This window comes from Maledivibacter halophilus, from assembly GCF_900167445.1.
Lineage (GTDB): Bacteria > Bacillota > Clostridia > Peptostreptococcales > Caminicellaceae > Maledivibacter > Maledivibacter halophilus.
Genome location: NZ_FUZT01000001.1, coordinates 698097 through 717384, shown reverse-complemented (window position 1 = coordinate 717384; position 19288 = coordinate 698097). Strand labels below are relative to the sequence as shown.

At 30.3% G+C, this 19288-nt stretch carries 17 protein-coding genes; 1 reads left to right on the top strand and 16 read right to left on the bottom strand.

Annotated elements, in window-relative coordinates; translation table 11 throughout:
- From B5X81_RS03235 to B5X81_RS03170, 14 genes are all read right to left on the bottom strand, one after another.
- Window positions 1-1002 (bottom strand): TAXI family TRAP transporter solute-binding subunit, encoded by a 1002-nt coding sequence (locus B5X81_RS03235; protein WP_208984969.1) that lies wholly within the window; start codon window positions 1000-1002, stop codon window positions 1-3.
- 620 nt (window positions 1003-1622) lie between these two features.
- Complete coding sequence (locus B5X81_RS03230; protein WP_079489318.1) at window positions 1623-2978, bottom strand: sigma-54-dependent transcriptional regulator; 1356 nt, start codon at window positions 2976-2978, stop codon at window positions 1623-1625.
- 11 nt (window positions 2979-2989) lie between these two features.
- Window positions 2990-5041, bottom strand: a complete 2052-nt coding sequence (locus tag B5X81_RS03225; protein WP_170917250.1) for a transporter substrate-binding domain-containing protein — start codon at window positions 5039-5041, stop codon at window positions 2990-2992.
- A 251-nt stretch (window positions 5042-5292) separates the two neighbouring features.
- On the bottom strand, window positions 5293-5985 hold the full coding sequence (locus tag B5X81_RS03220) for a response regulator (protein WP_079489315.1): 693 nt from the start codon (window positions 5983-5985) through the stop codon (window positions 5293-5295).
- Window positions 5978-7561 carry an ATP-binding protein gene (locus B5X81_RS03215; protein WP_079489313.1) on the bottom strand — a complete coding sequence of 528 codons (1584 nt, stop codon included), beginning with the start codon at window positions 7559-7561 and terminating at the stop codon, window positions 5978-5980. The genes B5X81_RS03220 and B5X81_RS03215 overlap by 8 nt, the downstream gene beginning before the upstream one ends.
- 14 nt (window positions 7562-7575) lie before the next feature.
- The gene (locus B5X81_RS03210; protein WP_208984968.1) at window positions 7576-7929 is read right to left on the bottom strand and encodes an FMN-binding protein; all 354 of its coding nucleotides are present in this window, start codon (window positions 7927-7929) and stop codon (window positions 7576-7578) included.
- 53 nt (window positions 7930-7982) lie between these two features.
- A complete protein-coding gene (locus tag B5X81_RS03205; protein WP_079489310.1) occupies window positions 7983-8729 on the bottom strand; it encodes an ABC transporter permease in 747 nt (248 codons plus the stop codon).
- Window positions 8710-9477 carry an ABC transporter ATP-binding protein gene (locus B5X81_RS03200; protein WP_079489309.1) on the bottom strand — a complete coding sequence of 256 codons (768 nt, stop codon included), beginning with the start codon at window positions 9475-9477 and terminating at the stop codon, window positions 8710-8712. The genes B5X81_RS03205 and B5X81_RS03200 overlap by 20 nt, the downstream gene beginning before the upstream one ends.
- Before the next feature lie 18 nt (window positions 9478-9495).
- Window positions 9496-10077, bottom strand: coding sequence for a UbiX family flavin prenyltransferase (locus B5X81_RS03195; protein WP_079489307.1), 582 nt, complete (start codon window positions 10075-10077; stop codon window positions 9496-9498).
- Between the two features lie 16 nt (window positions 10078-10093).
- On the bottom strand, window positions 10094-10948 hold the full coding sequence (locus tag B5X81_RS03190; RefSeq protein WP_079489306.1) for a UbiA-like polyprenyltransferase: 855 nt from the start codon (window positions 10946-10948) through the stop codon (window positions 10094-10096).
- The gene (locus tag B5X81_RS03185) at window positions 10935-12374 is read right to left on the bottom strand and encodes a menaquinone biosynthesis decarboxylase (protein ID WP_079489304.1); all 1440 of its coding nucleotides are present in this window, start codon (window positions 12372-12374) and stop codon (window positions 10935-10937) included. Before B5X81_RS03185 ends, B5X81_RS03190 begins: the two co-directional genes overlap by 14 nt.
- A gap of 24 nt (window positions 12375-12398) precedes the next feature.
- Window positions 12399-13370, bottom strand: a complete 972-nt coding sequence (locus tag B5X81_RS03180; protein ID WP_079489303.1) for a polyprenyl synthetase family protein — start codon at window positions 13368-13370, stop codon at window positions 12399-12401.
- 58 nt (window positions 13371-13428) lie between these two features.
- Window positions 13429-13968: a Gx transporter family protein gene (locus B5X81_RS03175; RefSeq protein ID WP_079489301.1), complete on the bottom strand. Its 540-nt coding sequence runs from the start codon at window positions 13966-13968 to the stop codon at window positions 13429-13431.
- Between the two features lie 347 nt (window positions 13969-14315).
- The gene (locus tag B5X81_RS03170) at window positions 14316-16238 is read right to left on the bottom strand and encodes an NAD(P)/FAD-dependent oxidoreductase (RefSeq protein WP_079489299.1); all 1923 of its coding nucleotides are present in this window, start codon (window positions 16236-16238) and stop codon (window positions 14316-14318) included.
- 402 nt (window positions 16239-16640) lie between these two features.
- On the opposite strand from B5X81_RS03170, the gene B5X81_RS03165 reads away from it, so the two are divergent.
- Window positions 16641-17594, top strand: coding sequence for an ABC transporter substrate-binding protein (locus B5X81_RS03165; RefSeq protein ID WP_079489298.1), 954 nt, complete (start codon window positions 16641-16643; stop codon window positions 17592-17594).
- A 137-nt stretch (window positions 17595-17731) separates the two neighbouring features.
- On the opposite strand, the gene B5X81_RS03160 is transcribed toward B5X81_RS03165, so the two are convergent.
- Both B5X81_RS03160 and B5X81_RS03155 read right to left on the bottom strand, forming a co-directional pair.
- The gene (locus B5X81_RS03160; RefSeq protein WP_208984967.1) at window positions 17732-18007 is read right to left on the bottom strand and encodes a DUF3243 domain-containing protein; all 276 of its coding nucleotides are present in this window, start codon (window positions 18005-18007) and stop codon (window positions 17732-17734) included.
- Window positions 18008-18108: 101 nt separating this feature from the next.
- Window positions 18109-19173, bottom strand: coding sequence for an FAD:protein FMN transferase (locus B5X81_RS03155; RefSeq protein WP_079489296.1), 1065 nt, complete (start codon window positions 19171-19173; stop codon window positions 18109-18111).
- Window positions 19174-19288 lie beyond the last annotated feature (115 nt).

Genomic DNA, 19288 nt, shown 5'->3' with positions numbered 1-19288 from the left:
TTATTTTAAAATACCCTTTTCCTTATAATATTTCTCAGCACCAGGATGCAAAGGAACTGACATTGCTTCTACAGCAGTTTCTAATTTTATATTTTTACCTTGAGCATGTACTCTTTCTAGTTCTTCAATGTTTTCAAACAATTCCTTTGTAATTTTGTAAACAATTTCTTCATCCATATCTTCACTAGTTATAAATAAGGCAGGAGTGGCCACAGTCAATACATCTTTATTAACTCCATTATAAGTGCCTTCAGAAATGGTTTCTAATTTAAGAAATTTATATTCTTCAGTCGCTTTTTCCATAGATTGCTTGTCAACTTCTAATAAATTAATATCCAAGCTTGCTGAGGCATCTACAACAGCAGATGTAGGAAGTCCTGAACCAACAATTGCACAATCTATCAATCTATCCTTTAAAGCTGTAACGGCTTCACCAAATCCTAAAAACTGTGGCTCAATATCATCATAGGTTATACCATGGGCTTCTAATAATAATTTTGATATTCTTTCAGTTCCACTACCAGCTGCCCCGACAGCAACCTTTTTACCTTTTAAATCAGTAACTTTTTCTAATCCTGAAGACTCCAATACCACAAATTGAAATACTTCCGGATATAAAGATGCAATACCTCTCATATTATCTACTGGTTTTCCTTCAAAGGTTTCTTTCCCGTTGTAAGCAGATGAAGCTGTACTTGCAGAACAAAGTATGAATTCAATTTCCCCGTTTCTTAACATTTTACTGTTTGCCACTGAAGCACCTGTTGATTCCGCAGTAGCTTCTACGCCCTCTACATATTTAGTAACAATTGCAGTAATACCAGAACCAATAGGATAATATGTTCCTGCTGTTCCCCCAGTGGCTAAAGAAACCCTAACGATCTCCTCTTTAGCTTCTTCTTTTCCTTCATCAGCAGGAGAACCCTGACCACATCCAGCTAATAAGCCAATAACTAATAAAATTACTATAGCAAATGAAAACATCTTACTAAATTTTTTCAAAGTTAAACCCTCCTCTATTTTTTAAATTTTCTTATAAAGATAAACAACTTTAAAGTTTAATAAATTAACTATTTTACTGGAATATCTATATAGATTTCCCATAGTAAAACTTAATTTATACGTATCAAAATATCCAGTGTTTCTAAGGATTTTTGAGATGTATAAATTAACTATTTTACTGGAACATCTATAGTGAAACAATCTCAAAATTTAATTTATATATCTTTCAATTTGTTTCACTACATAATATAGCTACTATTTTATCCATTAATCACCTCCACTAATTACAACTCTAGATAAAAAAAACTTTACTACTTTTCAACTTTTAAAAAACTATATTTCTTTATCTTTTATTAAAGCAACATATATGCCAATTATTAAATTTTATTAACTAATACTCTTGTTAATTTCTTGGAATCTTTTAAAGAGGTTGAAAATACTGAATTTTCTTTTGAAAAAGGAAAAGGATTTCTGCGATCACAAAAATCCTTTTATTACTTTATTTTCCTTCGATTTTAAAGAATTAGGAAGAAATTTTTTCCCAATACATAAAATTATGAAATTTTTTCCCCTATACTCGGAAATTTTTTCTTTATTTCTGTAATATATAAATCTACCTTTCACTTTGCTTCATTATATTCTTTCAGTTTATTTCTTAAAGTTCTTTGTGTAATTCCTAAAATACTAGATGTTATATGCTTATTTCCCTTGTTTTTTTCCAAAGTTTTCAAAATAACTCTTTTTTCAATTGTCTTTAAATTTTCTCCAATAGGAATATGAAGCATATCATCATTATTATATTTATTTGTATTAGATAACACATTTTGCGGTAAATCATCACAAATAATTTTATTTGAATTTGTAAGTGCTATTGCTCTTTCAATTATATTTTCAAGTTCTCGTACATTTCCTTTATAATTATAGTTTTCAAGAAAACTTAATGCTTTAGCTTCAATTCCCATTACATTTTTATTTAAAATATTGTTATATTTTCTTATAAAATGCTCAACCAAAAGAGGAATATCCTCTTTTCTTTCCCTTAAAGAAGGTAACTTTATCGTTATTACATTTAGCCTATAATACAAATCCTCTCTAAATCTTCCTTCCTCAATAGCTTTTTCCATGTCTATATTAGTTGCAGCAATAACTCTAATATCAATTTTTTGTTTTTCATTTGAGCCTAATGAAGTAATTTCTTTTTCTTGAAGTACTCTTAATAATTTTGACTGCATCATAACATCCATTTCACCAATTTCATCAAGAAAAATTGTTCCATTATTAGCTATAGAAAATTTTCCTTTTTTACTTTTAACAGCTCCAGAAAATGCACCTTTTTCATATCCAAAAAGTTCACTTTCTAATAATTGTGAAGGAATAGCAGCACAATTTATTGCCTCAAAATGATTCTCCCTTCTTTTCCCTTGATAGTGAATTGCCTTTGCCACAAGGTCCTTTCCTGTTCCGCTTTCTCCAGTTATCAAAATATTGGTATCTATATCCTTCACTTTATCAATAAATTCAAAAACTTCCCTCATTTTTTTAGATCTACCTATAATACCCTTTATTCCAAATTTATCATTCAATTTCTCATTTAATCTTTTAACCTCATTATTTAAGTTTTTATAGTCTATAGCATTTGAAATCAAAAGCTTCAATTCCTCAATATCAATTGGCTTTGTGACATAATAATAAGCTCCGGCTTTCATTGCATCTACGGAAGACTTGATGCTTCCATAAGCTGTCATAATAATAACAGCTATATTTTTATTCTTTCTTTTTATTTTCTTAAGGGTTGAAATCCCATCATATTCTCCTATTTTTAAATCTAACAAAATCAAATCTATTTCTTCATTTTCAATTATTTCAAAGCCTTTAAATGGATCTTGGCAACTAAAAACCTCATAATTATCCTCTAATGCAAATTCTAAGGAAGTGGCAATATTTTTTTCATCATCAATAATTAATATTTTTTTCATTATTAAGCACCTCAAATCCTTCTATTTGGCAATATTATCCTAACTTTTGTTCCTTGATCTATCTTACTTTCTATGTTAATATCACCATTATTTTCTTGAACAATTTGATAGCATATAAATAGTCCTAATCCTGTACCACTATTTTTAGTAGTGAAAAATGGATCCATTATTTTATCTAAATCCTTTTTTGCTATCCCCTTCCCATTATCCTCAATTATTATATGGGTATTATCATTAATTTTCTTTGAATAGATTTTTATAATTCCACCATTTGAAATAGAATCAATACTATTTAATATTAAATTAATAAAAACCTGTTTTATTTGAGGCTTATCAGCAAAGACTTTATGATCATCATCTATTTTTATAGTAGTACTTACACATTTATCTTTAAAGTTTTTAGAAAATAATATTAATATACTGTTAAACATTTCCTTTATATATATTTCCTCTGGATTATATCCCCTTGGTTTTGAATATTCCAATAAGTCTGTTATTAAATTATTTAATCTATTTATTTCATTAGGCACAATTTCCATGAACTTATTTTTAAATGTAGGATTGTCAATTTTTTGGGGAATTAAATCTACAAAGGTCTTAATAGACGTCAATGGATTCCTTATTTCATGGGCAAGTCCAGCTACCATTAAACCTAATGCCCTCATTTTATCTTTTCTAGACAATTCTGCTTTTATTTTCTTTTCTTGACTTATATCTCTAAAATTTAATATTGCACCATTTATATTTTCATTTTTATCCTTAAGAGGATAAAGATTGCAGTTGAAGGTTTTAATACCTTTATTCTGCTTTATCTCTATTTCTTGGCCCCTATAAAATTTCCCTTCATTTAAAACCTTTGTAAGCTTTAAAGCTTTAAAAAATTCTATAAAAATTGTTTCATCAAAGGATTTACCTATTATGTCCTTTCCTAATAATTTTAGTATATCAATTCCTTTCAAATTAATAAAAGTAATTATTTTATTTCTATTTAAAGTAACTATACCAGATAATAAACTATTCAATATTTCTTCCTTAAATCTATCATTACTCTCCAATTGTTCTTTTTGATATAAGAGTTGTTTATTTGCTATACTTAGCTGCTTAGTTCTTTTTTGAACTTCTTTTTTTAGTGATGTATTCCATCTAAGGACAAATAGAATAATTATAACAACTAAAATTAATAAAATACCTAAAACATATAATATTCTTTTTATTATAATTACATAGGAATTATTAAAGGTTTCACCAAACCATTTTTTGTATATCTTATCATATGTTCCGTTATCTTTAACAATTCGATACCCTATATTAAATAAATCTCTTAATTCTTCATCCTCTTTTAATAATGCAATTCCATAGCTTTCTTCATTTATTGGGTCACCAACTACTTTAATAAAATTCTCCTGCTTCCACTTTTGTATAGTATAAAACCCCGAAAGCTTATCTCCTATAAAGGCATCGACTTTTCCATTCATTAGCATCTGAATTCCCTGCTGCTGATTTTCAATAAAAGTTATATTATCTGCATCTAGATATTCCGACAAATAGGGAGAAATATTACCTTTATGAACAGCAATTTTTACATTTCTTAAATCCTCAAGATTAACTATATATCTATTGTTTTTTCGAACAAAAATGGCTTTGGAACTTTTTAATAAATAATCCGATAAGATAATTGAAGTGTTTTCATTCTCAATACTCATTGCAAGTGCACCATCAATTTTGCCATTTTCTAGATATTCTTCAACCTCATACCATGGCATAGGATAAACTTCAACATCTACTCCTATTTCTATGGAAATAGCTCTCATTATATCTATATAAAAGCCCTTTACAATCCCATTGTCATTAACATAAGAATAGGGTGGCAAATGATTATCAACTCCAATTTTAATAGTTTTTTCAACCTTTTTTTCTGATATAAAATCAGGATATACATTTGGAGACCTATATTCTTCTACATATTTTATACTATTTTCTCTTCCAGGGTCGTTGATATAATTATCTATATTTAATAATAGTCCAGCAAATAAAATTATTACTACCAGAATTGTTTTTTTCATAAATACTCCTTCTCTAATATTTATTAAAGTCCAATTGTACATATAAATTCTATCATAATATTTCAAATTTGTTTAATTGTGTTTATTTTTCGTCAAAGTTCTATTTATATATGCAAATAAGGGAACATCCATAAGACATTCCCTTACTACTTAAAAAAATATTTAATTATTCGAGAAACTTGCATAACTCACCTGACTCTCTCTGCTACATTTTGTATTTTAAAATTCTTTACATGTATTATTGAATTTCCTTAGTCTTCTTTAAGTCTATATTTATTTTTAGGTCTGCCAACTTTTCCGTATTCCAATTCAATAACAAGCTTCTCTTCTTTTTCCAAGAGATCCAAATATCTTCTTGCAGTAATTCTAGATACACCTACCTGTTTTGCAATCTGCTGAGCAGTAAAGGTCTGCCCTTTCATATCTTTTATACCCTGTAAAATTTTCTCATAGGTATGTTGACTAAAGCCCTTTGTATCACTTATATCGTCTTTGTCCTTATTGTTATCATTTCTTTCACTTAATGTATATTTATCTATAATTTCTTGATTTACACTCTCAACATTTTCAAATCTATTCTTTCTATCTTTATATTGAAGCATGGCTTCTCTAAACCTATTGAATTTAAAAGGTTTAACCAGGTAATCTACTGCCCCATATCGAAATGCTTCTTCAACAGTGTCCATGCTTTTATCGGCAGTAATTAATATAATATCACACTTAACATTTTCACTGCGTATCCATTTTAAAAGCTCTAATCCTTTCCCCTGTGGGAAAAAGATATCTAATAATATCAAATCCGGTTTTTCTTTTAAAATAGATTTTTTTGCCTTTTCTATGGAACTAACACTATCATATAATTTATAGCCATCTATTTTATTTAAAAATCTTTCATTTATTTCTCTAACCATTGGATCATCTTCTACTATAAGTACTTTAATCATATGATTTTTCCCCCTCCTTTGGTATAAATATATCCCAAATAGTTCCATTATCCTGTATAAGCTTAATTCTTCCTCCAGCACAATCAACAATTTCCTTTACTATACTAAGTCCAAGACCTCTATTCCCCGGCTTTGTTGTTGTGCCTCTATCAAAAATCCTCTCTCTTATTTCTCTACTTATTCCAGGTCCATTGTCTTTAACCCATATATTTAAACCCTCATTATCAGAATTTAATCTTACTACTATTTTTCCATCTTCGTTCTTTATCAATTCATCTATGGCATTTTCTATTAAATTACCAATGATTGAACAAATTTCATCTTCGGTTATGCTCTTAGGAATTTCTTCTAAACTTGAACTAGGATCAATTTCAAGATCTATTCTAGATTCCATGGCTTTATTATATTTGGCTAAAAGCAAACCCGATATATGATCACTTTTTATTTTTTTACTTAATACTCCCAAAATTTCATTTCTTTGCTGAGATATATAGGAAATATAATCTACAGCCTTATCATATTCTCCCAATTGCATTAAACCTGAAATTGTATGTAACTTATTCATAAACTCATGATTTTGGGCCCTTAGAGCATTGGTCATTTTTTTTATTCCCGTTAATTCCTCTGCCATTTGTTTAACTTCAGTTAAATCCTGAAAACTTGATACTACTCCAATAACCTCAGCCTTATGATTTTTAAGCAATTTATGGCTACATAATAAAGTCTTGTCAGGACATATCTTCATCTCTTGATTATATATAGCTTTACCTGTTTTTAAAACATTCATAATTTGATTTGTATAAGTAAAATTAAACTCCGATATATTTCTACCTTTATCTTTATCCTCAAAACCAAATACCTCTCGTGCCGCCTTGTTAAAAAAAGTTATTTTCCCTTCCTGGTTTATAGATAAAATTCCATTTCTTAAACTATGTAATACCAGATCACGCTCACCTAAAAGTAAAGCTATTTCCCTAGGTTCTAATCCAAAAATGGTTTTTTTAATGGTATGTGATAAGGCCCAGGCTCCTATTATTCCAATAATTAGTCCTGAGATCACAGTTACCCTAAAATTAAAAAGATAAGCACTAATTTCTTTATATACTGTATCGGTTAAAAGTCCAACCAAAACAGCCCCTACCTGCCGGTCATTATAGTAAATAGGAACAAAGGCTCTAATAGCAGAAATTAAAACATTTCTATCTGCCGATACATATGACTGCCCCTTCTCTAATACCCTTTTTTCACCACCACTTCTATATTTTTTCCCTAAACCGTTTTCATAGGGATAAGAATACTTTATTCCTTCCATATCCATAACTATTATATACTGAAATCTAGTCTTCTCTCTAAGGTCTTCAACAGTATCCTGAATTACCCTATAATCCTTTGTAGTTCCTAAGGTTTCCTGAATTATGTCAATAGACGCCACTGTAACTGCTAAATCCATGGCATTATTGCCCATTTGAGTTTCAACAGTATCCTGAACCTGTTGATAAGTTAAAAATCCAATACCACCAATTAAAACAATTAATATAATAGTCATAAAAAGAGTAATTTTATATTGTAGCTTCAAAAGCAAATCACCTCTTAATCATTCTTCACCTTAGCTTTATTCAGTGCATCTTCAATGGCTTCCAGCAGGCCGTCGCTTGTAAGAGTTGCTCCAGCTACTACATCCACATCTGTACTGTTCTTTTTTATAACCTTAGGTGGAATTTTTTCATATACTATATCACTAAGAACAGGTACTTCCTGCTGTTCTATTATGTCTATTTCTTTTATTCTATATTGGCTTGTTGTTATTTCTACTACAATCTCTCCGTGATGACCCTGTCCGGTTCCTCTAAAGACCCCTTCTGTATATATTACCCTTCTATTTGAACATGCAATCAGGATTATTGTTATTAAAATAACTAAAACTAAAATATTAGCTCTTTTCAATCGAATCATCCCCCAGAATATTTAAATAAATTTTGAAATAAACAACTTAACATCTAGCCCCTCCAAGGACATAAAATAGTTTCTAAAATATCAATAGTTATAAAAAATATAAGTCCAATAATACTTAAAATTAAAATTCCTGAATACATTTGGATATAATTTATACGCATCCATGAATCCATTATAAAATATCCCATACCATACTGGGTTCCAAAGTTTTCTGTAAAAAACAAAACAGATATAGCAGTCCCTATTCCTATTCTCAAGGATGTAAGCAGGGCAGGTATGATTCCCGGTAAAATAATTTCCTTAATAATTTCAAGCTTATTTGCCCCTAAAGAATACATTGGATAAAAAACTTCCCTAGGTATATTTTTAACCTCATCCCTTATATTAACCACTATTGGAAAAAAAGTAATAAGGAATATCATAATCATCTTGGTTATATCTCCCAATCCAAATAGAAGCATTACTATAGGCAGCAAAGCAATCTTCGGTACCGGATAATTAAAATACAAAATCGGCGAAAGCAGCATATCAATTTTTTCAAAATATCCCATTAAAATTCCAAGGGGAACACCAATAAGCAAAGTAAAGAAAATTCCTATTACAATCCTCTTTAAACTATATAAAACATGAATACTAATTTCACTCTCAATACTTCCCACTATATTTATTAAAATATCCAAAGGCGATGGAAGTATTGGAAGCCGAAAAATCTCACTAATAATTTGCCATAATATAAATATCAATATAAAAGTAAAAATTAATTGTAAACTGTTATATTCCTTTAATCTCATTTGTATTTACCTCTTTTAAAATTCTAATAAGTTCATTACTAAGTTTCCTAAAGTCTTCACTTGATTCTGAGTCAGATTCACCAAATAAAGGATTTCTAATTATTTTTATTATTCTACCGGGAGACGATGAGAAAACAACTAGTTTTTCACCTAAATAAATGGCTTCCTTAATATCATGGGTAATTAAAACCGTAGTAACCTTATGCTCCCTCCAAACTTCCAAAAATAATTCTTGAACTTTCTCTCTAGTCATAGCATCCAAAGCAGAAAAGGATTCATCCATTAAAAGTAAATTAGGTTTTAATAGAAAGGCTCTTGCTATAGAAACTCTTTGTTTTTGACCACCACTTAATTCCTTTGGATATCTATTCTTCAGATTATCTATTTTTAATTTATTTAAAATTTCTTCATAATATTCCTTATCTATATTTCTCTTACCATATTTAATCTTTGCAGATAATAATATATTTTCTTCTACTGTTTTCCATTCAACTAGGCCATAATTTTGAGGTATGAATCCGATTCTATGTATCTTTGGATTAATATTCTCTCCCTCAATTAAAATCTGCCCTTTATAATCCTTTATTATTCCAGCCAACACCTTTAAAAGAGTTGATTTTCCCCCTCCTGAAGGACCAATGATGGAACAAATCTCTCCTTTTGCTATATCTAAGTTAATATCATCAATGGCAGTAAATTTTTTATCCTTTCCACCATATTGAACATTTAAATGTTCTATTTTGATCATTGCAATTCCCCTTATTTCCTATTTATCACCATTCCACTGACAGTATAAATCATTTTCTATATTTAAACTACAAAGAATTCTTCCTACCATATTATCTATTATATCACTTAAAGTTTTAGGTTTATTATAAAAACCAGGAATAGGTGGCAGAATAGTCACGTTCAATTTGCTTAAAAATAACATATTTTTAAGATGTATAGAATTAAATGGAGTTTCTCTAGGAACCAAAATTAATTTACGCTTTTCTTTAATCATTACATCAGCAGCCCTTATAAGTAAACTATCTGTAATTCCATTACTTATCTTAGATAAGCTTCCCATTGAACAGGGAGCTATGACCATTCCATCTGTTCTAAAAGAGCCGCTGGCTATTTTAGAAAACATATCATCTATATTGCATATATTAATCCTTCCATAATCTTTAGCCAACTTTTCTGTCCACTTTATAAAATCAATATCCAGTTCATATTCCAAAACTTTTTCCCCATTAGCAGTTACAACTAAAAAAACTTCATTATCTTTTTTCAATAATTCCTCTACAAGTCTTACTCCATAGACACTTCCACTGGCTCCTGTAATTCCAACTATATATTTTCCCAAAACCTTAACCTCCCATTTATAGATACATATCAAAAATTGTAAAAAATAATATTAATGGACTTATTATTTGATTAATATTATATGAAGCTATCTTCATTTTCTTTTCATTTGAGGGTGATATAATATAATGCTCTAAGGTCAATAAGACAGCACTTATAAAAATGCCAGTCAAATAAAAAAAGCCCATATTCATAACAAAATATAAAACAATTAATAGTAAAATCATAAAAAAATGAAAAACTCTAGCTATAAAAAGTCCTCCATCTAAGCCAAATTTTGCAGGTATAGAATGTAATCCATTTTGTCTATCAAAGTTAATATCCTGAGTCCCATATATTATATCAAAACCAGCCACCCATAAAGCTACTACTGAGCCCAAAATAAAAGGAGGCAAAGCAAATTCTCCTGTTACCGCAAGCCAAGCTCCTACTGGAGCACCAGCACAGGCTGTACCCAGTACTATATGACAAGCCCAGGTAAACCTTTTAGTGTAGGAGTATATTATAAAAAGGAAAAGAGCAATTGGTGTTAATTTTAAGCACAGAGGATTCAATTTATATGCAGCTAAAACAAAAATAGAGAAACAAAAAATCACAATTCCCCATACTTCCAAATCCTTTACAATCCCTTGAGGCATATGTCTATTGGCTGTTCTGGGATTTTTTTTATCAATATCCTTATCCACCAATCTATTTAAGGCATTAGCTCCATTTCGAGCTCCGATTAATGCAATCAATATCCAAAAAAACGTATTTAATGAAGGAAATCCATCAGCAGCCCAAATCATTCCTATCAGTGTAAAGGGAAGGGAAAATAAAGTATGGGAAAACATAACAAGCTCACCATATCTTCTAATCCTATCCAATACCATATTCCTTCCACCTCTTATCTACTAAGTCTTTTATATCCTTAGTCATATCTATATCATCGGGCCAAGGTCTTTTATGTCCCTCGCTAGTCCATTTTTTCGTTGCATCTATACCTAATCTATGCCCATAATAGGCTGTATCAGAAGCATGATCCAATGCATCTAAAGGTCCCCCAGATATTACTAAATCCCGTTTTGCATCTATATTATTAAATACCTTCCAGGCCACAGTAGACAAATCATGGGGATTTACATTTTCATCCACAACTATGATCATCTTTGTGTACATCATTTGTCCCATTCCCCATAGAGAATTCATAATTTTGTGAGCATGTTTTGGATAGGATTTTTTTATAGAAACAATTACACAATTGTGAAATACTCCTTCCAAAGGAAAATTCATATCTACTATTTCAGGACACTGCACTCTAATAAGGGGTAAGAAAATTCTTTCAGTTGCCTTTCCTAAATAACAGTCTTCCATAGGGGGCTTACCAACAATGGTAGTAGGATAAATGGGATTTTTTCTTCTTGTGATTTTTTCAATATGAAAAACCGGATACATATCTGCTAATGAGTAATATCCTGTGTGATCTCCAAAGGGACCTTCTAATTTCATTTCATCCAAATCAACATAACCCTCCAGCACAAACTCCGCATTGGCAGGCACATAAATATCATTAGTTATGGATTTAACTATATTTACCGGAGATTTCCTCAAAAACCCAGCAAAAATCATTTCATCAATCATCTTTGGCAGCGGTGCCGTAGCAGAATATATTGTGGCAGGATCACATCCTAAGGCCACAGACACAGGCATTTTCTTTCCAAACTTTCTATATTTCTCATATATTTCTCTTCCATCTTTGTGCAAATGCCAATGCATACCCGTTGTCTTCTTATCATATACTTGAAGTCTATACATCCCCATGTTCTGCTGCCCTGTTTCCGGATCCTTTGTTATAACTAGGGGCAAAGTAATATATCTTCCACCATCCTTAGGCCAGCACTTTAAAATCGGTATTTTATCCAAATTAGGTTCTTCAATTACCTCTTGGCAAAGGGCTTTTTTTACCTTCCTTGGAAATATATTTGCCAATCTAGCTAGTTTAGGAATGGATTTTATCTTATTCATTAAAGTAATATAATTTGTTATATCCATAAAATCCATAATACTATCAGCAATTTCATCTAAACTTTCAACTTCTAACCCCATATTAAGTCTTTCGTAGGAGCCAAATGTATTTATTAAAACTGGATATGATGAATTTTTTACATTCTTAAAAAGTAAAGCATTCCCATACCCCTTCGATACTCTATCGGTTATTTCTGTGATCTCCAGATTGCTGTCAACCTCAACGTTAATCTCATCTAACAAATTTTTTTCTTTAAGACAATTTGTGAAATCCTGTAAATCTTTAAAGGCCAAAAAAATCATCTCCCCAAAAAAACATTAATAACTTCTCTTCAATAATTTAGGTATAACTTCTCTAAGAATTTTTTTACTATTGCAATCCGGCAATTTTTCAGTATAGTAGATAGCTTTTTCAGTATATCTATCTGCTACTTTTTCAGCTCTTTCTATTCCTTCATATTTTTTTACAAGCCTTATTATTTCGTCTACATAGTTATCTACCAAGGAGGGCCTATTTAATAGTTTTAAAATCTCTTTTTCCTTATCATTTTTTAAGGCATAAATAAGTGGAAGAGTATAATATCCTCTTTTAAGATCCTTCAAAGCATTTTTTCCCAGCACCCTAGTATCACCTCTGTAGTCCAATAAATCATCTATAATTTGAAATGCCATACCTATATGATATCCTATTTTACCTAAAAGCTTTTGCATAGCTTCATTACAATTTGCTTCCCTTGCTCCTGCATAAAAGCAAATGGCAAAAAGGGCAGCTGTCTTGCCTGATATTATACGAATATATTTTCTTATATTCATATTTTTAGCATATCTAAGATGATATTGACTTATTTCACTCATACATATTCTGGATATAGTCTTTGATATTTCCCTTAAATTTTCTGTAGTATAATCATATTTTGAAAGCATAGTAATACACTGGCAGAAAAGAAAATCTCCAATATATACTGCATATTCCTTACCATACTTTGATTGTATTGTATCTACACCTCTTCTAAGTTTGGAATCATCTATAATATCATCATGAATTAATGTTGCTATATGGAGCATTTCTATAACAGCAGCTAAATTATGCATTTTTTTAGAATCATAGTCTCCAAACTTTCCAGACAGCAATAAAAAAGCAGGTCTTAACATTTTACCACCAGCATCAACCATAGGATAAATGGATTCTTCTAAATATTTTTCTCTAGACTTAATACTTTCCTTAATAATTTTTTTTATATCAGTTAACTCTTCAGTAATTTCAGGATATTCTTTCCAAAATGTGCTCATACCATCACCTTTTCCAGTATTTTGATCAAGGATAATATTCCTTATACAATTTCTCTAATCAATTAAAATATTTGAGTTTTCCGAGATATCCTAATAAATGTTTTACACTTATACCGACAATAAATCCCGTTACAACTCCCGTTAACATTAAAAATGGTAAATAATATACAATTTTAATATTTCTTATAATAAATGCTGCCATTAATAATTGTCCTAAATTATGAAAAACTCCTCCAGCAATACTTATTCCTATAGCACTAATTTTTTCAGAACTTACTGAAGTTAACATATACATTACCAAAAAACTAAGTAATGCTCCTGAAAAACTATATAAAAAACTAGAGAAAGAGCCTATTATAAAGGATGTCATAATTGTTCTAAGTATAACAATAAATAAAGATTCTCTAAAAGAAAAAAGGTATATAGCAGTCAATGTGACTATATTGGCAAGGCCTAGTTTTGCACCGGGGATACTAAAATTAAGTGGAATCATTCTTTCAATAAAGCTAAGTACCATAGCCTGAGATACTAGTAGTGCTATAAATATTATCTTTTGAGTTTTAGTAAATTTATACTCCTTTAAAACTAGATAATCCATTTATTTCCTCCTTTAGATTTGTGATTCTCAAAATTAATAAAAAGAACCTTCAATCCAACAAGAATTAATCAAAATCTTCTTCTTCATAGTTTTTAAATGTAGATTTTGATGAAACACATAACGAAAATTGTATTACTATTTTTTTCGAATTTCTCTACTGATTTTTCATGCCTGTCTCACTTAATATTATATATAATATTTATTTTATTTGGTAATATAAATTTTTTAAATCTTAAACTAAACAATATTAAAAATTTTACTTAAATTCCATAGACAAATGTCCTTTTAAAGAACTTTAAAAGGACATTTGTTTATGTTAAAGGGGAAAATTTATATTAAATAAGGAATTAGTCTGTATATAAATAGTACTTTTTAGCAATGCCTATCTTTTTCCATATTTTCTTTAAGAAGGGTAATACATAATAATCTAAGCCGAAGGTGCTTCCTGAACCTCCTATTAGTGCCACCCCTCCACTTAAATACCAAAGCATTTCAGCAGGAGCCATGCCAGAAGACCATATCATAATCCCCATAATGATTGAGCCTATTGAGGCAACTGCTGTAAATAATCCTACTATTAATAATAGCCCAACTATTATTTCTCCTATTACCATACCAGCTTGAAAAATTTCTGCTAAAACAGTATAGCCTCCATCACTGGTATAGAAAAAGTTATCCATAGACCATTTAACCATGTTTTCAATAAAATCTGGTACCGGTAAAGCCTCTCCCCATGCTGAAGCAGTTTCAGCCACAGCATCGGCAGCACCTGCTGTACTCGCAGCAGCAGAAGCAGCACTAGTAGCATCTACTACCGCATTTGCTCCCTGATCTGCCACCGCTGAAGCTGCAGATGTTGCATCTGCCACTGGAGGTGCTGGTATTAAGAAGATATTAGATGGATCCTTCAATATACCAGGTAACTTATGAAGTCCTTGTTCTAACCATTTATAGCCGATAAAAATCCTAAGGGGTATTAACCAGAAGTTTGGAGAAGCCTTTGCAAAATGTCCCCCAACAAAACTTCTATTGTCTTTAATATGAAATATTTCATGTATTAAATAAGACCAACATTTATTAAATCCAGCAACTTGAAAGAAATATACTAAATTTATAAAGTGCTTAACAAACATGGCAAAGAAGCCAGTTAATCCAAAGAATTTACCGGGCATTCCAATATGTGCAACCCCATAACGACCACCAATACATACCATGGCACCATGAAAGACTGGCTTATAGGATTTCTTCTCCCCACCTTTTATATCCGTATATATATTGTGCGCCACAATTGGAGCTGAATGTTCTGCATTCTCAACCATCTGAGGAACTGGTCTTTCCTCCCCTTCTGGAATATAAAATATATTATCACCAACTACATAAACGTTTTCATGATCTATCGCCTGCAATTTATCATTAGTAACTACTCTTTTTCTTCCCTTTTGCTCAGTATCCATTTTATCCATGATATCAGAGCCTTCAACACCAGCAGCCCATACCACCGTATTTGTGTCTATTCTTCCCTTATCCCCCAATACAACAAAGTCCTTAGAAACTTCAGTTATTCCAGCATCAGTTATTATTTCAATACCTAATTTGTTAAGTCTTTTTTCAGCCTTTCTAACTAAGTTATCGGGAAAAATTGGTAAAATTTTACTTAATGCATCTACTGCATATAGCTTTACATCTTCCTTGTCAATATAAAATTCCTTACATAATCTATCCTTCCATTCCCCGAGTTCACCGATCATTTCTATACCAGTAAAGCCACCACCAACAACAACAAAGGTTAGCATTTTTTGCCTTTTTTCTTTGTTAGTTTCTTTGGCTGCCTTCCTAAACATATTAAGAATATGTTCTTTTAAATTAACAGCATCTTCATAGGACCAAAGTTGATGGGTAAATTCTTCTGCACCCTTTACCCCCCAAAATGTTGGTTTAGAACCAGTGCCTACAGCTAGATAATCATATTCATAGGAATTCTTTTCTGACCTTAATACCTTCTTATCGAAATCTATATCCGTTACTTCATCAAGTACAACATCAACCTTTCTCTTTGCAAATATTTTTTTCAAATCAATCCTTATTGAATCCTCTGGAACCCTGCCTGCTGCAACCTCATGGAGCTCTGTAAGCATTGTGTGATATGGGTTTTTATCAATAAGTGTTATCTCAACATCATTATCTTTTTTGAGCTTTCTTGAAAGCTTTTTTGCAGTTAAAATACCACCGTATCCACCACCAAGCAATACAATCCTTTTCTTATTGCCCATAATTTTTAACCTCCTTAAAATTATCTTTCAAAATTTATTTGTTAACAATTATACTTAAAAATTTTTTGTCCAATATTTTTTGCGTACTTACTTTACCTTCTTAGATAAAATTTTATCATAGTATTTAAATATATCGAGTTTTTGGTCATTAATAATACATTTTGTTAATTTTGTTCACGGTTTATAGATGTTCATTTACCTAAAAAAATGATTAAAATCCAGCTTTGTTAATTTTTTGCTTATAATTCATATAATTTCTGGTTTTTATGCTATAATTAAAATGTATTTTTTCTTAACTGGCCCATCCAATATTTATTTTGAAACTTTTTTGCTTTCGAAAAAAACAGTAAAAAGACAATTATTATGTAGACAATACAGATAATTTTGCTAGGAGGTAACTTTATGTATAAAAAAATTCTATTTATTATTTTATCTGTTTTTATACTTTTTGGCCTTATAAGCTGCTCTAATGAGGAAAAACAAAAAACCAATTTAAATACTCTTCAACCCCTAGTTATAGGTGTAATGCCTGATGTAGACTCAATTCCATTTGTTATTGCCAAGCACAATGGTTATTTTGAACAAGAAGGAATAAATGTAAAAATTGAGCAGTTCAAGAGTGCTATCGATAGAGATACTGCTTTGCAGACAGGAAATATTGATGGAGTAATATCTGATATGCTTTCTGTAGTATTCCTAAATGATAATGGTTTTAATGTAAAAATCACATCTAAAACCGATGGCAGCTATAAATTGATTGCCAGTAAAGATTCTGATATATCTGAACTTGTAGATGTTGCTGGAAAAAGTGTAGGCATATCTAGTAATACCATTATTGAATATTTAACTGATAGGATAATGAAAGACTCTAATATAGATATTGACGTTCCTAAAAAGGTTGCAATACCTAAAATTCCTACACGCTTAGAAATGCTTGAAAATGGAAAGATAGATATGGCCACTTTACCTGAACCCTTAGCTAGTGTGGCTATAGCTAAGGGAGGTAAAGTATTAAGCAGCTCTGATAAACTAGAAATTAACCCAGGAGTTATGCTATTCACTAAAGATACCATAAAATCAAAACCTGAAGAAATAAAAGCACTTTATAGAGCTTATAATAAAGCTGTTGAATATTTAGAAAAAGAAAATTTAGATAATTATGTGGATATTTTAATTGAAGAGGCTGGCTTTCCAGAGATAATTAAAGAAACATTAGTTCTTCCCGATTATGTTAAAGCCACAATGCCTTCCGAAGAAGAATTCACTCAAGTATTAGACTGGCTAAAATCTAAAGACCTAACAAGTAGTGACTATTCCTTTGATAAGCTATGTGATAAGGCTTTTATAGAAAAGTAATATTTTGTTTTAATAAAATTCCTCATACATGGATATTACAGCAAAACTTAAAATAAATTTAGCTGAAATAACAAAGGATTCTATATTATTTCAGCTAAATTTATTAATCTTTAGAAAAGCTTTAATATACCTTTTAACTATTTTCTATCTCTATCTTCTTGTACCATTTTTATAATCATACTTGTCAATGCTTCTTTCTCTTGTTTATTTCCAACATCAAAAAGCTCCTTTAGTACACGTTGTTCATGATTTTCAGGGTCTACATTGGAAGCTAAAAACTCCCCTACCTTTACTCCTAAGTTTTTTACATTCTCATGAGATAAACCTACATTCTCACCTATAGATACAGCCTTTGATAAAGTTTTTTTCCATTTGTCCCAATCTTCTATGATGTCTATGTTTTTTAAATCCATATGTAAACCTCCATATAGTATTTAACCCTAGTATTTGCCTTAAAAATATATTAATACATCTTTTGTTCTAAATAACATATAAAAAAATGAAGCCCACCCCTTTATTGGTGAGTTTCATTTATTAACTCAAAATTAGAATCCTCCAATTCAAATTTATTTTTAAGTCCACTGGTTATATAAACCTTTGAATCTTCAGTTATAAACACAGCTTCTACATTATCCAAGGATTCAATAAGGTCTATACCTTTATCTAACCCTAAAGCAAAAGCCGATGTGGAAAGTGAATCAGCATCTATTGAACTGTCTGCAATTATTGAAATTCCTGATAATTTATTTTCTATAGGATAGCCTGTATCCGGATCTAATATATGATGATATCTTTTACCATTCTCTTCAAAAAATCTTTCGTATATTCCAGAGGTGACCACTGTCTTATTGGATATCTTAACTATACCAATATATCCTCCCCTCGATGAATTGGGACTCTGAATTCCAATCCTCCATGGACTACCATCTTTCTTATTCCCATAAGCAAATACATTCCCCCCAAGATTTATAATTGCATGATTAACATTATTTTCCTTAAGGATTTTTACAACTTCGTCGGCTCCATATCCCTTGGCTATTCCCCCTAAATCCAAAACCATATTCTCTTTGTTTAACTTAACTGATCTAGTTTTTTCATCTAAAATAACATCATTATAATTTACCAATTTCTTTCTAGCATCAATTTCTTCTTCAGATGGAACTTTAGCGTATTCAGTTCCTATGTTCCACAATTTAACTAGTGAGCCAATGGAAATATCAAATCTTCCCTGAGACAGCTTGGAAAAATATTTCCCTTTGCCTATTACATAAAAAGTATCCTCGGACACCTTTACAAAATCTTTTCCTGCTTTTTTATTAATATCAATAACTTCACTTTCTTCACTATTAATGGTCATTTTATTTTCTATGTCTCTAAGCTTTTTAAATGCTTTATTAAATACTTCTTCTGAAACATTATCATCATATATTTTAATGGTAACCACAGTACCTAATACAAATTCTGTTCTTGAAATTGCTTCATTATTTTTTTCCTCTACCTCATCTGAACATCCTGAAAGCAGCATAAAAGAAAATATAACCGTTAATAAAGCATAGATAACTCTATTTCTATTTATCATATAGATTCCTCCATCCAATATATACTCATTTATTATATCATACAAATAAAAGCTTTAGAGCAGAGTCTCTAAAGCTTTTTAAGTAATATTATATTTGTTTTTTTCTTCTATATTT